This is a genomic window from Pigmentiphaga litoralis (assembly GCF_013408655.1).
Classification (GTDB): domain Bacteria; phylum Pseudomonadota; class Gammaproteobacteria; order Burkholderiales; family Burkholderiaceae_B; genus Pigmentiphaga; species Pigmentiphaga litoralis_A.
This window is the reverse complement of record NZ_JACCBP010000003.1, coordinates 528,913-546,010: the sequence shown is the minus strand read 5'-3', so window position 1 is coordinate 546,010 and position 17,098 is coordinate 528,913. Positions and strand designations below refer to the sequence as shown.

21 protein-coding genes are annotated in these 17,098 nt (G+C 62.8%); 12 read left to right on the top strand and 9 right to left on the bottom strand.

Annotation, left to right across the window (positions count from 1 at the left end):
• Together HD883_RS27495 and HD883_RS26810 are read right to left on the bottom strand one after the other, a co-directional pair.
• Positions 1-204 (bottom strand): hypothetical protein (locus tag HD883_RS27495; RefSeq protein WP_218863653.1); only part of this gene is annotated, 204 nt, incomplete at its 3' end.
• A gap of 181 nt (positions 205-385) precedes the next feature.
• On the bottom strand, positions 386-1,162 hold the full coding sequence (locus HD883_RS26810; protein WP_257022700.1) for a 2-keto-4-pentenoate hydratase: 777 nt from the start codon (positions 1,160-1,162) through the stop codon (positions 386-388).
• Positions 1,163-1,420: 258 nt separating this feature from the next.
• Here HD883_RS26810 and rocF point away from each other — a divergent pair, with 258 nt between their 5' ends.
• Entirely contained in the window at positions 1,421-2,356 is a 936-nt protein-coding gene (gene rocF, locus HD883_RS26805; RefSeq protein ID WP_179589901.1) for an arginase, read from the top strand.
• Positions 2,357-2,577: 221 nt separating this feature from the next.
• Positions 2,578-2,835 (top strand): acyl-CoA-binding protein, encoded by a 258-nt coding sequence (locus tag HD883_RS26800; protein WP_179589903.1) that lies wholly within the window; start codon positions 2,578-2,580, stop codon positions 2,833-2,835.
• A 164-nt stretch (positions 2,836-2,999) separates the two neighbouring features.
• Here HD883_RS26800 and HD883_RS26795 read toward each other — a convergent pair whose 3' ends face one another.
• Positions 3,000-3,974, bottom strand: a complete 975-nt coding sequence (locus HD883_RS26795) for a 2-hydroxyacid dehydrogenase (protein ID WP_179589905.1) — start codon at positions 3,972-3,974, stop codon at positions 3,000-3,002.
• A 231-nt stretch (positions 3,975-4,205) separates the two neighbouring features.
• On the opposite strand from HD883_RS26795, the gene HD883_RS26790 reads away from it, so the two are divergent.
• The 3 genes from HD883_RS26790 to HD883_RS26780 are packed head-to-tail and all read left to right on the top strand — an operon-like array spanning position 4,206 to position 6,643.
• Positions 4,206-4,457, top strand: coding sequence for a FeoA family protein (locus HD883_RS26790; RefSeq protein WP_218863654.1), 252 nt, complete (start codon positions 4,206-4,208; stop codon positions 4,455-4,457).
• A 9-nt stretch (positions 4,458-4,466) separates the two neighbouring features.
• On the top strand, positions 4,467-6,311 hold the full coding sequence (gene feoB / locus HD883_RS26785) for a ferrous iron transporter B (protein WP_179589907.1): 1,845 nt from the start codon (positions 4,467-4,469) through the stop codon (positions 6,309-6,311).
• A complete protein-coding gene (locus HD883_RS26780; RefSeq protein ID WP_179589910.1) occupies positions 6,308-6,643 on the top strand; it encodes a DUF6587 family protein in 336 nt (111 codons plus the stop codon). Before feoB ends, HD883_RS26780 begins: the two co-directional genes overlap by 4 nt.
• Before the next feature lie 68 nt (positions 6,644-6,711).
• Here HD883_RS26780 and pncB read toward each other — a convergent pair whose 3' ends face one another.
• Both pncB and panB read right to left on the bottom strand, forming a co-directional pair.
• Positions 6,712-7,887 carry a nicotinate phosphoribosyltransferase gene (pncB, locus tag HD883_RS26775; RefSeq protein ID WP_179589912.1) on the bottom strand — a complete coding sequence of 392 codons (1,176 nt, stop codon included), beginning with the start codon at positions 7,885-7,887 and terminating at the stop codon, positions 6,712-6,714.
• Entirely contained in the window at positions 7,884-8,762 is an 879-nt protein-coding gene (gene panB, locus HD883_RS26770) for a 3-methyl-2-oxobutanoate hydroxymethyltransferase (protein WP_179589914.1), read from the bottom strand. Before panB ends, pncB begins: the two co-directional genes overlap by 4 nt.
• Positions 8,763-9,091: 329 nt before the next feature.
• On the opposite strand from panB, the gene fdxA reads away from it, so the two are divergent.
• The 7 genes from fdxA to HD883_RS26735 all read left to right on the top strand — a co-directional run bounded on the left by fdxA (position 9,092) and on the right by HD883_RS26735 (position 14,154).
• Positions 9,092-9,415, top strand: a complete 324-nt coding sequence (fdxA, locus tag HD883_RS26765; protein WP_179589916.1) for a ferredoxin FdxA — start codon at positions 9,092-9,094, stop codon at positions 9,413-9,415.
• A 9-nt stretch (positions 9,416-9,424) separates the two neighbouring features.
• Positions 9,425-10,234: a ferredoxin--NADP reductase gene (locus tag HD883_RS26760; protein ID WP_179589918.1), complete on the top strand. Its 810-nt coding sequence runs from the start codon at positions 9,425-9,427 to the stop codon at positions 10,232-10,234.
• A gap of 84 nt (positions 10,235-10,318) precedes the next feature.
• A complete protein-coding gene (locus tag HD883_RS26755) occupies positions 10,319-11,581 on the top strand; it encodes a polyhydroxyalkanoate depolymerase (protein ID WP_179589920.1) in 1,263 nt (420 codons plus the stop codon).
• A gap of 11 nt (positions 11,582-11,592) precedes the next feature.
• A complete protein-coding gene (gene rsxB, locus HD883_RS26750) occupies positions 11,593-12,387 on the top strand; it encodes an electron transport complex subunit RsxB (RefSeq protein WP_179589922.1) in 795 nt (264 codons plus the stop codon).
• A gap of 107 nt (positions 12,388-12,494) precedes the next feature.
• A complete protein-coding gene (gene nth / locus HD883_RS26745) occupies positions 12,495-13,133 on the top strand; it encodes an endonuclease III (RefSeq protein ID WP_179589924.1) in 639 nt (212 codons plus the stop codon).
• 217 nt (positions 13,134-13,350) lie between these two features.
• Positions 13,351-13,722, top strand: coding sequence for a hypothetical protein (locus HD883_RS26740; protein ID WP_179589926.1), 372 nt, complete (start codon positions 13,351-13,353; stop codon positions 13,720-13,722).
• A gap of 102 nt (positions 13,723-13,824) precedes the next feature.
• Positions 13,825-14,154 (top strand): hypothetical protein, encoded by a 330-nt coding sequence (locus HD883_RS26735; protein WP_179589928.1) that lies wholly within the window; start codon positions 13,825-13,827, stop codon positions 14,152-14,154.
• Between the two features lie 84 nt (positions 14,155-14,238).
• Here the strand turns inward: HD883_RS26735 and HD883_RS26730 are convergent, their stop codons facing one another.
• The 4 genes from HD883_RS26730 to HD883_RS26715 form a co-directional block, all read right to left on the bottom strand.
• Positions 14,239-14,823: a hypothetical protein gene (locus tag HD883_RS26730; RefSeq protein WP_179589930.1), complete on the bottom strand. Its 585-nt coding sequence runs from the start codon at positions 14,821-14,823 to the stop codon at positions 14,239-14,241.
• 88 nt (positions 14,824-14,911) lie between these two features.
• Positions 14,912-15,067: a hypothetical protein gene (locus HD883_RS26725; protein ID WP_179589932.1), complete on the bottom strand. Its 156-nt coding sequence runs from the start codon at positions 15,065-15,067 to the stop codon at positions 14,912-14,914.
• Positions 15,068-15,124: 57 nt separating this feature from the next.
• Entirely contained in the window at positions 15,125-16,483 is a 1,359-nt protein-coding gene (locus tag HD883_RS26720) for a sigma-54-dependent transcriptional regulator (protein WP_179589934.1), read from the bottom strand.
• A gap of 265 nt (positions 16,484-16,748) precedes the next feature.
• Positions 16,749-17,069 (bottom strand): DUF883 family protein, encoded by a 321-nt coding sequence (locus HD883_RS26715; RefSeq protein ID WP_179589936.1) that lies wholly within the window; start codon positions 17,067-17,069, stop codon positions 16,749-16,751.
• Between the last annotated feature and the right edge of the window lie 29 nt (positions 17,070-17,098).

The following is a 17,098-nucleotide window of genomic DNA, read 5'->3' as shown; positions in this document are numbered from 1 at the left end:
CGTTTGCTGCAGCAAGCCTGCTATTCTAAACCATCTTTTCGCGTCGTGCAAGTCGCCTTGCTTTGCTGCGTGCGCCGCGTGTTTCGCTGCGCTGGTTCGTTTACTTCGTACCGCACTTTCTATTGCGTTGCCGTTGAATTTCTTCATCAGCACAGAAGCGAGATTATGAAGGAGTTTTTTACGCTTGTCAAACCGTTGAAACATTCAAACTTTCAACTGCCAGACATCTTCACAGGGTTTTCACCCACAGGTTTTGGCCTGTTCACCGCTGCTCTTCAGAACTCGCTGCACCGCTGCTGCCTAGGCAGATCGCGTTGCGTTTGCTCCGTCGAGCCTTGAAATATAGCACGGTTATTTTCGGGTCTGCAAGTCGGCAAAACGAAATTCAAGAGCCGACTAAGGCTCGCAGGTATTTCCCGTCAAAACGGGCCTCCAGCTCGACCCGCTCCCCGGCAATATTGAACGGCATGGCGCAAGCGCCTGTCGTGATTATCTGGCCTGCCCTCAATGTGACACCCCGCTCCGCGGCGTGGTCGATCAGGGCTTCGAAGGAGGCCCATGGGGAGGTCACGTCATCCCCGGTTGCGACCCGTGCTCGTTCCATGCCGTTTGCCAGCACCGCCATGCTTTGTGCGACCTCATCGATCCTGCCCGTCTCGACTTCGGGCCCCACGACCAAGGCGCCAAAGCCTACCCCGTCTGCCGCAAAGCTGGGCCAGCCAACCGCTCGCCGATCCTGGAACCGCGACAGTACGAGCTCGAATGTCACATGGGTAGCAGACACCACGTCGGCCAGGCGACTTGGCGCCTTGCCGGGTTCGATATCCTGGCCCAGGACGAACGCAATTTCGCACTCCACGGTGATCGGGCGGTCGGTGGGCAGTAGCACCGTACTGCCGGCGGCGTAAACCAGTGACTCAAAGACCCGGCCCGCCAACGGCCGCGTCAAGGTGCCTTGCCGGAGAGCGCCAACGCTGCCGACTCCGAGCTTCCACCCCGCCACTGCCTCGCCCCGTAACGCGGCCACCACGTCCTGGATGGCATAGCCGTCTTCCAGCGTGGCCGGGCGGACGCCCTCGGGCAAGGCCTGGAGGACCCCGTGATCACGCCAGGTCTCCCACAGCAGCTCGGCTGCCGGCCTCGGGTCAAAGGTGCCAGGCATCGTCGGCGCTGCAGTAGTCATCGTGGACATCCCTCATGGAGTTTTGCTGGCGCCGTCGCGCCAACTGGCTTGATTGATCGATACGATAGGCGTGTGGTCGATCGACACACGTTGGTGCTCACTATATATAGGGGGTCTGACGCGATCACAAGTTCTTGGTCAATGGGCGTGGCGCTTGCTGCCTGCGTTCCGCGCCTGCACCATCGCCATGGCATTCCAGGATCGTTATCTTCGCCGCCCAATCAGGAGCACACGTTCATGAGTCGTCACGCAAGCCTGCCCGTCATAGAACTCATAGGTGCGCCTACAGATGTCGGCGCCGGTGTCCGAGGAACCTCCATGGGGCCGGCGGCGCTGCGGGTTGCCGACCTGGACACCGCACTTCGATTGCTGGGCTTTCATGTTGTCGACTGTGGGGACCTTGTGGGGCCGTTGAATCCCCGGCAACCGGCGGCCAATGGCTACCGTCACCTTGGCGAAGTTCATGCCTGGAACACGGCCTTGTTCAACGCCGTGCTGGGAAGCCTGTCGCGCAATGCCCTTCCTGTTGTGCTTGGCGGTGATCATTCGCTGGCCATCGGATCGATCAGTGCGGTCGCCCAGGATTGCCGGCGACGCGGCAAACGGCTGCGGGTGCTCTGGCTGGACGCGCACACCGACTTCAACACGTCGGCCATGACCCCAAGCGGCAACATCCATGGCATGCCTGTCGCTTGCCTGTGCGGTCACGGGCCGATGGAACTGATCTCATTGTCGGACCGGCAACCGGCAATCCTGGCAACCGAAGTCAGGCAGGTGGGCATCCGGAGCGTCGACGAAGGGGAAAAGCAGTTCGTGAAGCAGACCGGCCTGACCGTGTACGACATGCGGTATATCGACGAGGTCGGCATGCGTGCGACAGTCGAACGTGCGCTGGAAGGACTGGACGACGATACGCACCTGCACGTGAGCTTCGACGTGGACTTCCTGGACCCCGACATTGCGCCGGGCGTGGGGACGCCCGTTCTCGGAGGCGTAACGTATCGCGAGGCGCAGTTATGTATGGAGATGATCGCCGATTCCGGAAGGCTGGGCTCGGTCGATGTCGTCGAGATCAACCCCGCACGTGACGTGCAGAACCGCACGGCCCTTCTGGCGGTCGATCTCTTGAGCAGCCTTTTCGGCAAGTCCACCCTTGTGCGCCCTACCCTTTGATTGCCACGTCGTGTGATGTCCGGGCCTGTGATGTCCGGGCCTGCGATGTGCGGCAGTCTGGCGTCCGGCCCTTTTAATCCCCATCCTTCGATGCCGCACCCTTTAGATGCCGAACCCTCTCGATGCCCGGCACTGCCCGAAGGCCTGCGCCTGCTGCTTGGACAGTGACAGCGGAATTCGGTAGGGTGGAGCCATCCCCTTTACCTTTGACAGGAACCACCATGAGCGATCTGACGACACGATTCAACGACGCAGTTGCCGCAAGCAAGACCTTGTCGGAGCGGCCCGACAACATGACGCTGCTGAAGATGTACTCGCTCTACAAGCAGGGCAGCCAGGGCGATGCCTCGGGTGAACGCCCCGGCATGACGGATTTCGTGGCTCGCGCCAAGTGGGACGCGTGGCAGACGCAATCAGGCAAGAGCCGCGAGCAGGCAATGGAAGAATACGTGGCCTTGTACGACTCGCTGAAAGACTGAAGCGGCGGGCCCACAAGGCGGACTGATGAAGCGAATCACGAGGCGGGCTGAGCAGCCCGACTCCCATGACGAGCCGGACTGCCAGGACCAATACCCGGCCGGCCGGCCACACGCACGCCCGCGACCGCGAGGGCTCCCGCCATGGCAGAGGCCCCACGCAAACGTCAGACTGGCAGCACGTCCTTGTTGACCAGCGTGCGGGGCGGCTTGCCGTCCAGCCAGTCGGCCACGTTGGCGACAGCCAGGTCGCACATCGCGCGGCGCGTGCGGAATGTGGCGCTGCCGATGTGCGGGGTCAGGACCGCGTTGGGCGCGGCCAGCAGGTCGGGGTGAATGCGGGGCTCGTTTTCGAATACGTCGAGGCCGGCTGAGGCAATCTGGCCGGACTTGAGCGCCTGGGCCAGGGCCACGTCGTCCACCAGGCCGCCCCGCCCGATATTGACAAGGACGGCGGTGCGTTTCATCGCGGCCAGTTGCTCTGCGCCGATGATGTGGTGCGTTTCGGCCGAGTACGGCACGACCAGGATGACGTGGTCGGCCGTCGACAACAATTCGGCCTTGTCCACCCAGCGAGCGCCTTCGTCTTCGCCGGCAGGCAAGGTGCGGCGGTTGTGATAGATCACGTTCATGCCAAAGCCCTTTGCCCGGCGGGCAATCGCGCGGCCGATACGACCCATGCCGACAATGCCCAGCGTCGTGCCGTGCAGGTCAGCGCCCAGCCAGAGGTCGATGGCCCAGCGGTTCCACTGGCCGTCGCGCAACCAGCGTTCCGAATCACCGATCCGGCGGCCGGCGGCCAGCAATAACGCCCAGGCCATGTCGGCTGTGGATTCAGTCAGCACGTCCGGCGTGTTGGTCACCATGATCCCGCGGCGGGTGGCGGCGGCCACGTCGATATTGTTGTACCCCACTCCCACATTCGCGATCAGGCGCAGTTCCGGCAACTGGTCGATCACCGAGGCCGTGAACGGGCAGCCCGTGGTGGCAACGGCTGCGCTGCACCCCGCCACGTGGCGCACGATTCCGGCCGCATCCAGGGCTTCGTCTGCCGGGCTGAGCCGCAGGTCCGCACGATGGGCCAGGGGCTCGGCGGTATCGGGAAAGTACTGACGGGTGAAAGCAACCACGGGACGGGACATCGGAACTCCTCGTATGCGACTGTTGGAAGGCAGACGAATGATGGCATGATCCCGCCGCGCCCTGCACGAGTGGCATGCGTTGGAGGCTGCCAGACGCGGTGGGTCGCCGTTCCTGACGTGCCGGATCGTCAGCTGCGACGCCGTTCAAGCGGATCCACCCACCTGCAACGCCCCGGACGCCGAAAACTTTTATAATTAACAATCATTTTCATTAAAGGAACAGGTGCGCCCATGACCATTCGTCTCTCCGACCTGCCGTACGGCCAACAGGCGGCCGTGACTACGGTGGAGGACGTGGGGCTGCCGGATCCCATCGCCACACGCTTGCGCGACCTAGGATTTGTCGCTGGCGAGCCCGTGCGCATCGTTGCCCGAGGCCCGATTGGCGCCGACCCGCTGTTGATCCAGATCGGGTTCACACGTTTTGCCCTGCGCCGTGCCGAAGCGGCGCGCGTCCTGGTCGAACCCTTTGCTGCAGGCTGATTTCCACTCATGACGACTCAAGTTCTGTCCGCCCAGCGTATCGCGCTGGTCGGCAATCCCAACTGCGGCAAGACCGCCCTCTTCAATCTGCTGACGGGCAGCCGCCAGAAGGTCGCCAACTACGCTGGCGTCACGGTTGAACGCAAAGAAGGCCGCCTGACCACGCCGGCGGGCCACACGCTAAGCATCCTGGATCTGCCTGGCGCCTACAGTCTGCACGCGGTGAGCCCCGATGAAGCGGTCACGCGGGACATCTGTATGGGCCTGCGGGCCGGCGAGGCCCGGCCCGACATGCTGGTGGCGGTAGTGGACGCGACCAACCTGCGGCTGCATCTGCGCTTCGTGCTGGAACTGCAGCGCCTGGGCCTGCCGATGGTGATGGCGCTGAACATGAGCGATGCGGCCGCCCGCCGCGGCATCGTGATCGACCGCGCCAGGCTGCAGGAGCAGCTGGGCATGCCGATCGTCGAGACAGTGGCAGTCAAGCACGACGGCGCGGCGAGCCTGCTGTCGCGCATCGATGAGGGCGTACCGGCCCTTCCGCCCTCGCTGCCCGAAGGCGCCGACCTGCATGCCGAGGTCAATCGCTTGCTGAAGGCGGCCGTGACCATCCCCCGCCGTACCGCCGCCATCGACGATGCCGTGGACCGATGGGTGCTGCACCCGGTACTGGGCCTGGTGATCCTGGCTGCGGTCATGTTCCTGATGTTCCAGGCCGTGTTTTCGTGGGCCGAGCCCATCATGGGCGGGATCGAATCGGGCATCGGCTGGCTGGGTGAACAGGTCGGCAACCTGATGCCGGAAGGTCTGCTGCACAGCCTGATCGTGGACGGCCTGATCGCCGGCGTGGGTAGCGTGCTGGTCTTCCTGCCGCAGATCCTGATCCTGTTCTTTTTCATCCTGATCCTTGAAGAATCAGGCTATCTGCCGCGGGCGGCCTTCCTGCTCGACCGCATGATGATCGGCGCCGGGCTGACTGGCCGATCTTTCATTCCGCTGCTGTCGAGTTTTGCCTGCGCCATTCCGGGCATCATGGCCACCCGCAGCATCCAGGACACACGAGAGCGGCTGGCGACCATCATGGTGGCGCCGCTGATGACGTGTTCGGCTCGCCTGCCCGTCTACGCACTGCTGATCGGCGCTTTCGTGCCGGCGGACACGGTGCTGGGCATCTTCAACCTGCAGGGCGTGACCCTGTTCGTGCTGTACGTGGCGGGCATTGTCAGCGCGCTGGGGGTGGCCTGGGTGATGAAGCTGTTCCGACGCGATACGCGTGAGCACTCGCTGCTGCTGGAACTGCCGTCGTACCGGGTGCCGCATGCCCGGGACCTGTTCGTGGGCCTGATGGAACGCGCCCGCATCTTCCTGATGCGCGTGGGGGGCGTGATCCTGACGCTGACCGTGCTGATCTGGTTCCTGTCGACCTTCCCGTCGCCACCGGAAGGCGCCGTGGGCCCGGCCATCGAGTACAGCTTTGCCGGCCGCATCGGTAATGCCTTGCAGACCATTTTCGAGCCGATCGGGTTCAACTGGCAGATTTCTATTGCGCTGGTGCCGGGTCTGGCCGCGCGGGAAGTCGCCGTGGGCGCATTGGCCACCGTGTACGCGCTGTCGGGCGCGGCAGATGACGCAGCCACCACGCTGACGCCGCTGATTGCCGCCCAATGGGAATTGGCGACGGCGTTTTCGCTGCTGGCCTGGTTCATCTTCGCGCCGCAGTGCCTGTCGACGCTGGCGGTGATCCGCCGCGAGACGGCCTCGTGGAAATGGGTCGGCATCGCGACGGTGTACCTGTTCGCGCTGGCCTACATTGCTTCGTTCATCACCTATCACGTCACAAGGATGCTGACATGACTGCGTATTCGACCTTCGAAAGCCTGGTAGTTGGCCTGGTCGTGCTGGCATGCGCGCTGGGCGCTTTCCGGCGGATGATGCCGAAGACCCACGCGCGACTGAAACAGCGTGCGGGAAGCTGGATGACGAAGGACGGGCACCCCGCGTGGATGCAATCGGTCGGCCGGAAATGGTCGGCACGCAAGGTCGACGCCGGGGGTTGCGGGAGCGGGTGCGGGACGTGCGACAGCTGCGGCACGTCGTCGGACGCGTCGCCGGCAATGACGTCCCCCAAGACCGATCCTGGCGTGCCGGTGCGACCCATCAAACTGGTGAAACGCGAGTCCATTTAAGGTTCGCGCACCGTCCCACCGCGCCAGTAAAAAAGCCAGGCTTCCGTATCGGACAGCCTGGCTTTTTTTTATTCCGCCGGGATCTCGAAGACCTGTCGCAGGTAGGCCAGATAGGCTTTGTCGTCGCACATGGTTTTTTCGGGTGTGTCGGACACCTTGGCGACCGGTTGCCCGTTGCAGCGAACCATTTTCATTACGACCTGCAGCGGCTGATAGCTGAGGTCGTTCGTCAGATTGGTCCCGATCCCGAACGCCGTGATACAGCGGCCGGCGAAACGTTTGGCCAGTTCGATCGCCAGCGGGAAGGTCAGGCCGTCGGAAAACACCAGCGTTTTGGTACGCGGGTCGACCCGATTCTGGCGATAGTGGGCGATCAGGCGTTCGCCCCACTGGAAGGGGTCGCCCGAATCATGGCGCGCGCCGTCAAACAGCTTGCAGAAGTACATGTCGAAGTCGCGCAGGAACGCGCTCATGCCGTACACGTCGGACAGCGCAATGCCGAGGTCGCCCCGGTATTCCCGCGCCCACACTTCGAAGCCATAGGTTTGCGAGTCGCGAAGACGCGGCCCGAGCGCCTGGCAGGCCTGCAGGTATTCATGCGCCATGGTGCCCAGCGGCGTGAGGCCGTGCTTCATGGCGAAGTACACGTTGCTGGTGCCGGCAAAGTTTTCTTTGAGCGTGTCGCGCAGCGTGACCATGACTTCTTCGTGCCAGCGCTTGGAGAAGCGGCGGCGGGTGCCGTAATCGGCCACCCGGAATTCCTTGAGGTCGGGGTCGTTGCGGACCAGCTGCACCTTGCTCTGCAGGCGAGCGCGCCCTTCTTCGTAGGCCGGCGCCAGCTGGGTATTGCGAAAGTACACCTCGTTCACGATCGACAGGACCGGAATTTCGAACAGGATGGTGTGCAGCCACGGGCCTTCCACCATGATGTCGAGTTCGCCCGGGCTTGCCGACTTTTCGATCGAGATGCAGCGTTCGGGCAGGTGAAAGAGCCGCAGGAAGTCGACGAAGTCGCTCTTGATGAAGCGCATGCTGCCCAGGTAATCGAGCTCTTCGTCGGTGAAGCGCAGCGCGCAGAGCTGACGGACCTCGTCGCGAATTTCGTCCACATAGGGCTGCAGGTCGACGCCCTGGGTGCGGCACTTGTACTTGTACTGAACCTGTGCGGCCGGGAACTGATGCAGGACGACCTGCATCATCGTGAACTTGTAGAGGTCGGTATCCAGCAGGGACGTGATGATCATGTTGCCGCTCCAGGCGTTGCAGTTCCGGGCGTGGCAGAACTGCCATACAGACCGGCGACCGACCCGGAGGTCAGGCCGTAGACGTGTTCGGCACCGGGAAAGACACCGCTTTCGACTTCCTGGGCGTAGCGGCGTGCCGCCTGCAGCACGGCGTCGCCGCCACCCGATACGTCGACCATGTAGTTCTTCACGAACTTGGCCGGGCTGTGGGTCAGGCCGAGCATGTCGTGCAGCACGAGGACCTGGCCGTCGCACGCGGCGCTGGCGCCGATGCCGATGGTCATCAGCGTGGTGTCGTTGCACACCCGGCGCGCGACGGCGTCCGGTACGGCTTCGATGACCAGCATGGCGGCGCCCGCCGCTTCGACGGCCTGCGCGTCGGCCACGATCCGGTCGGCGTCGGCCGTTTCCTTGCCTTGCACCCGGAAGCCGCCCAATGCATGCACGTGGGACGGCATCAGGCCAATATGGCCGCAAACCGGAATGCCGCTGCGGGTCAGCAGTTCGATGCTGGGGGCGATTTCCGCGCCGCCTTCGAGTTTGACCATCTGCGCGCCGGCCTGCATCAGGATGACGGCGTTGTGCAGCGCTTGAGCAGGGCTTTCCTGATAGCTGCCGAAGGGCATGTCGGCCAGCACAAAGGCATTGGCGGCGCCGCGCACGACGCAGGCCGTGTGATAGGCAATGTCCTGGATCGTGACGGGCAGTGTGGAATCGCGTCCCTGGACGACCATGCCCAGGGAATCTCCGATCAGCAGGGTGTCGATGCCGGCCTCGTCCAACACTCGGGCAAAGCCCGCGTCGTAACACGTCAACATCGATAATTTGCGGCCATTGGCGAGCTTCTTGCGCAGCGCGCTCAAAGAGGTTCGCATCGTGCAGTCTCCGGATAATCAAGCTGAGGATGTCAGCCGGTCTACTTGGTCAAGCAGGTGAGCCGGTCAACATAGCACAGCGCGCGCCGCGTTTCCTGCGCGTACGGACAGTTCCGACCGGGCAATCGCCCTAGGGAAGCACTCAATTACGGCTGAATAGCCTGCTTACGTCGCCGTGAAGCGGCGCGTGTCAGGCGCCAGACGTGGCGTGATGTGCACGGCGAGACCGGACGCGCGGAGGGGTTATGCAGGCGAAACTTCGCGAGTCCGGTAAAATCATCGGCTAACCCAATTTTTTCAACGGCACGCCTCGTGCCGCGGAGCTTCGAATGACCCACGTCGTCACTGAAAACTGCATCAAGTGCAAATACACCGATTGCGTGGACGTGTGCCCTGTGGATTGCTTTCGCGAGGGTCCCAACTTCCTGATCATCGATCCGGACGAGTGCATCGATTGCGCTGTCTGTATCCCGGAATGCCCGGCCAACGCCATCCTTGCCGAAGAAGACTTGCCGCAAGACCAGCTGCACTTCATCGAGATCAATGCCGAGCTGTCCAAGAGCTGGCCCAGCATCACCCGCACCAAGAAGCCGCTGGACGATGCGGATGAATGGAAGGACAAGCCCAACAAGCTGCCGCTGCTGGAGCGCTAAGCCGCCTGCATGAGCGCCGACAAATACACTGCCGAGACGGTCACCTGGGTCAAGACCTGGGTGCCTGGAAAGCTGTTTTCGTTCCGGACCACGCGCGACCAGGGCTTTCGTTTCGTGCCTGGCCAGTTTGCGCGGCTGGGCGTGGCCAAGCCGGATCCGTCCGCGGCCGATGGCTCGGGCAGCACGATCGTGTGGCGCGCGTATTCCATCGTGTCGGCGCCGTATGACGAGCACCTCGAGTTCTTTTCGATTGTGGTGGACGGCGGGGAATTCACCAGCGAGCTTGAAAAGCTGGGTGAAGGCGACACGATCTACGTCGACAAGACCGCCTTCGGTTTCCTGACCACCGCCGCTTTTCCGACCGGCAAGGATCTGTGGATGCTGAGCTCGGGCACAGGGCTTGCGCCATTCATTTCGGTATTGCTGGACCTGCAGGTGTGGGACGACTACGAGCACCTGATTGTGGTGCACAGCGTACGCACCGCCGAAGAGCTTGCCTACCGCGAGACCATTGAAGGACTGGCCGACCATCCCTATTTTGGTGAGATGGTGGCCGCCAATCCGCACAAACTCATCTACCTGCCGTCCATCACGCGCGAAATCGTGCCAGGCGCACTGAATGGGCGCATCACCACCCTGATCGAGACCGGTGAGCTGGAACGCCGCGCTGGCGTGGCGTTGGACCCCGAGCGGGGCCGGGTGATGTTGTGCGGAAATCCCGAAATGGTGTCCGATTTACGCCACTTGCTGGCTTCCCGGGGATTTGCTGCCTCACGCCGGGGCAGGCCCGGTAACCTGGCCGTCGAGAACTATTGGTAGTTGCACCGCTGTCGTGCATTGTGCATTGCACGATCCCCATGGCAGAGCAATAATCGTCAGTCATATTGCAGTCCCGGAGCACTCATGCTGTACCAACTCCACGAAATGCAGCGCGCGCTGTTGACCCCGTTTGCGAGCTTCGCCGACGCCAGCGCACAACTTTTCTCCAATCCGTTCAGCCCGCTTGCGTACACGCCTGTGTCGCGGCGCATCGCTGCCGGTTACGAGCTGCTGTATCGGCTCGGCAAGGACTATGAAAAGCCGGCCTGGGACTTGCCCACTACCCTGATCGATGGCGTCGAGGTCCCGGTGACCGAATCGAACGCCGTCCAGAAGCCCTTCTGTAACCTTGTCCACTTCGAACGCGGCGCGGTTCACCGCAGCGTGGGCAAGGGCGCGGGCGCCGTACGCAAGGACCCGAAGGTCCTGCTGGTGGCACCGCTGTCGGGCCATCATGCCACCCTGCTGCGCGACACCGTGCGGGCGCTGCTGCCTGCGCATGATGTGTATGTGACGGACTGGGTGGATGCCCGCATGGTGCCGGCGTCGGCCGGCCCCTTCCATCTGGACGACTATGTCCTGTATGTGCGGGACTTCATTCGCGAACTGGGTCCGGACGTTCACGTGATTTCGGTGTGCCAGCCGACCGTCCCGGTGCTGGCGGCCATTTCGCTGATGTCCACCGAGAACGATCCCGCCCTGCCCCGCACCATGATCATGATGGGTGGCCCGATCGATCCCCGAAAGTCGCCGACCCAGGTCAACACGCTGGCAACCACCAAGCCGTACTCGTGGTTCGAGAACCAGCTGATCCATCGCGTTCCGCCACGTTTCCCGGGCGCTGGCCGCAAGGTTTACCCCGGCTTCCTGCAACACGCCGGATTCGTTGCCATGAACACCGATCGCCATGCAAAGTCGCACTATGACTTCTACCTGGACCTGATCAAGGGCGACGATGAAGACGCGGAACTGCACCGCAAGTTCTACGACGAGTACAACGCCGTGCTGGACATGCCGGCCGAGTATTACCTGGACACCATCAAGACGGTGTTCCAGGAAGCCCGCCTGCCTCAAGGCACGTGGGACGTTGCTGGCCAGCGCGTCACGCCCGGAGACATCAGCTCGGTGGCCTTGCTGACGATCGAAGGCGAGCTGGACGATATTTCCGGTTCAGGCCAGACGCAGGCTGCCCAGGATCTGTGCTCGGGCATTCCCGCGGCGAACAAGGAACACTTCACCGCCAAGGATTGTGGCCACTACGGCATTTTCTCGGGCCGCCGCTGGCGCACCATCATTGAACCGAAGATTGCCGCGTTCATTCGCCAGCACGAACGCCCCTCGACCTGACGCTTTGTTCCGTGCACGACCTCGCTGACCGCATCGACGCCCGCCTTCCCCAGACCCAATGCACAAAATGCGGGTTTGACGGTTGCAGGCCGTATGCCGAGGCGATTGCCAATGGGACAGCGGGCATCGACCGATGCCCGCCCGGCGGCGAAGCGGGCGTCGCCACGCTGGCCGCGCTGCTTGACCGCCCTATCGTTCCGCTGGACCTGACGCGCGGCCTGCCTGGCCCGCTGCGGGTTGCCCGCATCGACGAACAGCACTGCATCGGCTGTACCTTGTGCATTCAGGCCTGTCCGGTGGATGCCATCGTCGGCGCCAACAAACGTATGCATACGATCCTGCCGTCGGCCTGTACGGGCTGTGATCTGTGCGTTGCACCCTGTCCGGTCGATTGCATCCACATGGAGGTGGTCGCACCGCCTCGCGCGTGGACCGAACAGGATGCTGCTGACGCGCGGCGGCGTTATACGCTGAGGCAGTCACGACTGATCCGGGAATCCGACCGCGAGCACAGCGCGGCGCCAACAGTGTCGGCCACGGCCGGCGAGGACTGGGTGTCTCGGAACCCCGCAGCAGCGCAGCAGGACCATGAGGCCGTGGCCGTATCGGTGGCGCACACCCCTTCCAGTGCCACGGCGGGATCTGCACCCGCCATTGGTCAACCGGATGCGTCGTCTGCCGACATCACCCTGCCACCGTTGTCTTCCACCCCCGCGCCGGCGGCGCCTGCCGACAGCGCGGCAGAACGCAAACAGGCCATTCTGGCCGCCGCGCTGGCCCGGGCTCGCGCGCGCCGCGCCGGGTGACGGCGACGATCCGGGCCGCTCCATGTGATCAGTGGGATCCGCGCCCCAGCCGGCACTGAGCGCCCGACAGCACAGCTTTCCCACCCCATCCTTCCCCATTTTTCGCCATGAACAACGCCAAGCGCCTGGAAATCTTTCGCCGCCTGAGCGCGGCCAATCCCACGCCGCAGACCGAGCTGGAATACACGACGCCGTTCCAGCTGTTGATTGCAGTGATCCTGTCCGCGCAGGCCACCGACAAGTCGGTGAACATTGCGACGCGCCGCTTCTTTCCCGAGCATGGCACGCCCGAGGGCATTCTTGCGCTGGGCGAAGAAGCGCTGGGCGAGTACGTGCGCACCATCAACCTGTGGAAGACCAAGGCCAAGAACGTGCTGGCGACCTGTCAGCAGTTGATCGATCGCCATGGCGGCGAGGTGCCGGCGGATCGCGCGTCGCTGGAAGCCCTGCCTGGCGTGGGCCGCAAGACGGCCAATGTGGTGTTGAACACGGCATTCCGGCAAGTGGCGATGGCGGTGGATACCCACATCTTCCGGGTCAGCAATCGCACCGGCCTGGCGCCGGGCAAGAATGTCGTGGAAGTCGAAGCCAAGCTGCTGAAGTTCGTGCCGCGCGATTACCTGATGGATGCGCATCACTGGCTGATCCTGCACGGCCGCTACGTGTGTGTGGCCCGCACGCCCAAGTGCCCCGAGTGCGGCATTGTTGACCTGTGCGACTACCGCAGCAAGACCAAGCCGGCCTGACTTTGTACGGAGTCTGATGCGCGCGGCGCGCTTTATACACAACAGGTATAAGCAATCGCTTTTTTTACACTGCATGCTCGCTCGCATTACAACGCCGACGCTCAAATGGCGCTCTATCAAGGCCGGGCAACATGGCACGGCCCTTGCAAGGACAGGGGTACACCGGCAGTGATCACGGTCACCCGATGTACCCGTCTATTGAAGCTAGGAGAGCCCTATGAAAACCATAAAAACCACCCTGACCATCGCCCTGCTGTCCTGCGCTGCCTTCTCCGTCGGCGCCCACGCGGCCGACGACGCGTACAAGATGCGCGACAAGCAGATCGAAGCCGAGTACAAGTCCGCTATGGAACTGTGCAAGCCGATGAAGGGCAACAACCAGGACGTGTGCGAGAAGGAAGCCAAGGCGAAGCGCACCAAGGCTGAAGTCGACAACAAGGCTGCCGCAAAGACCGGTGACGTGCGTGCCGATGCCAACAAGGAAAAGCGCGAAGCCGACTATAAGGTTGCCAAGGAAAAATGTGACGCCATGTCCGGCGATGCCAAGGACATGTGCCAGAAGCAGGCCAAGACGACCTACAACATGTAATTGCTTGAACGTCTGATTCCGAAAGGGATCAGACCATAATGACAAGAACGATCGCATTCCATTCAGGCCGCTCATAGCGGCCTTTTTTCTCAGGAGTCGAACATGGCGAACAGCACACTATTGAACGACGGCGAAGAAGCAATGGGTTTTCCGCCGGGCCACACCAACGCCGATCTGGGACCCAGCGACAGCTCGGATACCGGCAGCGACCGCGCAGGCTTGCCGCAAGGTGACAGCGACTCCGATTCGGGTGGCGCGGGCGATCGTCCATCGGTAGACATTTCGATTGAAGAAGAAGGCGATGACCTGCTGCCCGATTCGATCGAACCCATTCCTGGCGAAGGCGTGGACGAACAGGAAATCAGCCAGGGCAATGTCGGTGACCGGATCGGGGACGCGATCCCGGATGACGACGAGAACGACAACGTCTGACATGAAAAAGGCGCCCTGATCAAGGCGCCTTTTTTTTATTGAACGCGGTCTCCCGCGTCCACGACGATCTGACTTCCCGCTCGACTATTCGGTAGCCTTGGCAGGCACCTTGTCGCTGAGTACGGGGGTGTTGGCCGCATCGAAGTCGACCCAGTCGCCGTTCTTCCATTGGCCACCGGCACGCTCGATATCCTTGCCGCCCGCCTGCAACAGGATTTGCGACGCCAGCGTTTCGGTATCCGGCACTACGCGCACCGACGTGAGCACGCCCGCGCGCCGCATACCGATGTCCTGGCCCGGCCGCGCAGGCCGCTTGCTGTTCTGCTTGGTGGCTACCATCGCGCCGCCCAGCGACCCGATGTAGGCCCCCACGGCAACGAAGATGATCAGTGCCCACAGTGGGATCCCCGACACCATCCAGATCGCTGCGCCCAACACCGCGCCAAGCACGGCAATGGTGGCGGCGCCGATGATGGCGCCTTTGTGCGCATCCTTGGCGCCTTCACTGGCGGCATGGTCGCCCCCCACGGCATGACGTGCATGCTGGCCGGCAGGGTTCACAAAAAAGATCGAGACGTCTTCTTCCTTGAAGCCTTTCTGGAACAGCATACGGCCTGCGGCTTCGGCCTCGGGAAAGGAGTCGAATCGAGCAGCGACGATCAGGGACATGGTGTTTTCCTTATTAGCATTGTGCCCGCTGTACAGCACGAAACGTGCCGGTCAGCGGGCGCTGGTCAGGAAGGGACGATGCGGCAGGTCAGCCTTGCGGCGGGACCGGTGCCGGCGGGATTTGCGGGGGTTCGACGGGCTCGGGATTGTTGGGCGGGGGATCGCCTACCGGGCCACCTGGAGGATCGCCAATCGGGTCGACTGGCGGATCATTGACGGGAGGAATCGGGGGGGTGGTGTGCATGTGCAGATCCTGCATGTTGGCTCCTTATCGTTGTCGGCCGCCCTGCCCCCCACACGCCTACTCGTCGAGCGCGTCGGAAGCGGAATATTCTTCGAGGCGGTTGTACAGCGTCTTCAAGCTGATGCCCAAGACTTCAGCCGCATGCTTCTTGACGCCCGAACATTGTTCAAGCGTCGCAAAGATCAGCTGACGATCTGCTTCCGCAAGAGACATACCCACCGGAATGGTGATGATGGTTTCCGCCGGCGCCTTGGACGTGGCCAGTTGCATGGGCGCAGCGAACGGGCTGATCAGCCCTTCGTCGGCCATGATGAACGCGCGCTGCACGTAGTTCTTCAACTCGCGCACGTTGCCAGGCCATGAATGCGCCGACAGGTTCGCCAGCATTTCTGGGGCAAAGGTCTTGGTTGTGCCGTGCTGGGCGTTCAGGTCGTCCAGGAAGCTTTGCGCCAGCAGTTCCGAGTCCTTGCCCCGCTCGCGCAATGGCGGCAGTTGCAACGGGAAGACGTTCAGACGGTGGTACAAGTCTTCGCGCAGCTTGCCCTCGGCCACCGCTTCCATCGGGTTGCGGTTGGTCGCGGCAACGATGCGGACGTCGCTTTCGATTTCCTGATTGGTACCGACACGCATGAACAGACCGGTTTCAAGCACGCGCAGCAGCTTGACCTGCAGTTCGATCGGCATTTCGGTAATTTCGTCCAGGAACAGCGTGCCGCCGTTGGATCGTTCGAAGTAGCCCTTGTGCTGGCGTTCAGCGCCCGTGAAACTGCCGCGTTCATGGCCGAACATTTCGCTTTCAATCAGGTTGGGCGAAATGGCGCCGCAGTTGACGGCCAGGAACGGACGCTTGCGACGCAGGCTCAGTTCATGGACCGTTTGCGCGGCCAGTTCCTTGCCGGTGCCGCTTTCGCCGATCAGCAGCACGGTGGCTTCGGTCGGCGCGACCTTGTTGATCTGGTCGTAGAACTGCTGCATGGCGGCCGAGTTGCCGAGCATGCGGCCAAAGCGTCCGTAGCGGCGCAGCTCGCCGCGCAGCGATCCGATTTCGGCCTTGAGGTCGCCCGAGCGCGGAATGCGATCCAGGATCGCTTTCAGGCGCTGCATGTTGATCGGCTTGACCAGGTAGTCGGCGGCGCCCAGACGCAGGGCGTCCACGGCGCTTTCGACGCTGGCGTGGCCCGTGATCAGGATGACTTCCACCGGAATGCCCGGCTCCAGTTCCTTGAACAGGTCCATGCCGGTGCCGTCGGGCAGCTTCAGGTCCGTCAGCACCACATCTGGCGCTTGCCGCACGATCTGGATCCGGGCTTCGCGCAAATCGCCGGCGACGGCGGTGGTGAATCCCTCGTCAGCGATGATTTCAGCGAGCGCGGCCCGCGTGTTCGGTTCATCATCAACGATCAATACGTGCGGCATGCGAGCAAACTCCGATAACCTGTAAAAATGCGCGCTGGGGACCTTGGCTACCCTTATAACAGGGTCCGATCCGCCATGCGCGCGTACCACCTACTTCCCATTCGTGCAGTAGAAACGATAGCAAGAAATCGGGTCTCCAAAACGATTCCCGGGCCGCACCGGCCGCCCTGCCCGGCGCTTGCCGAACGGAGCAGACCGGTGACGGCCCGCTTCATGCACGGACCACATGCAATTGATGCAGGGTCCGCATTATGCCCAGTGCGGCTTAACGACGCAGCGCGACGAGGCTGACCAGCACGCCGACTGCGGCAGCGATGCCGACAGCGCGCCAGGGGTTCTCACGCACATACGCGTCGGTGGTTTCCGACACTTCTTTGTACGAGTCGATTGCCGATGCTTCCAGGTCGCTGTAGACGCCCTTGGCACGGCTCAGTTGGGCGTTCAGCTTGCTGCGCGCGCTGTCGACTTCGGTACCGGTCGCCGCTGCGGTGGAACGCAGCAGATCTTCGGCGCCTTCAACCAGGCCGCGAAAGTTGCTGGCGATCTTTTCTTTCTTGGAAGACACATCAATTGCATTGGCACCCATGACTTTCTCCTTGTGTACGACGAAGGCGC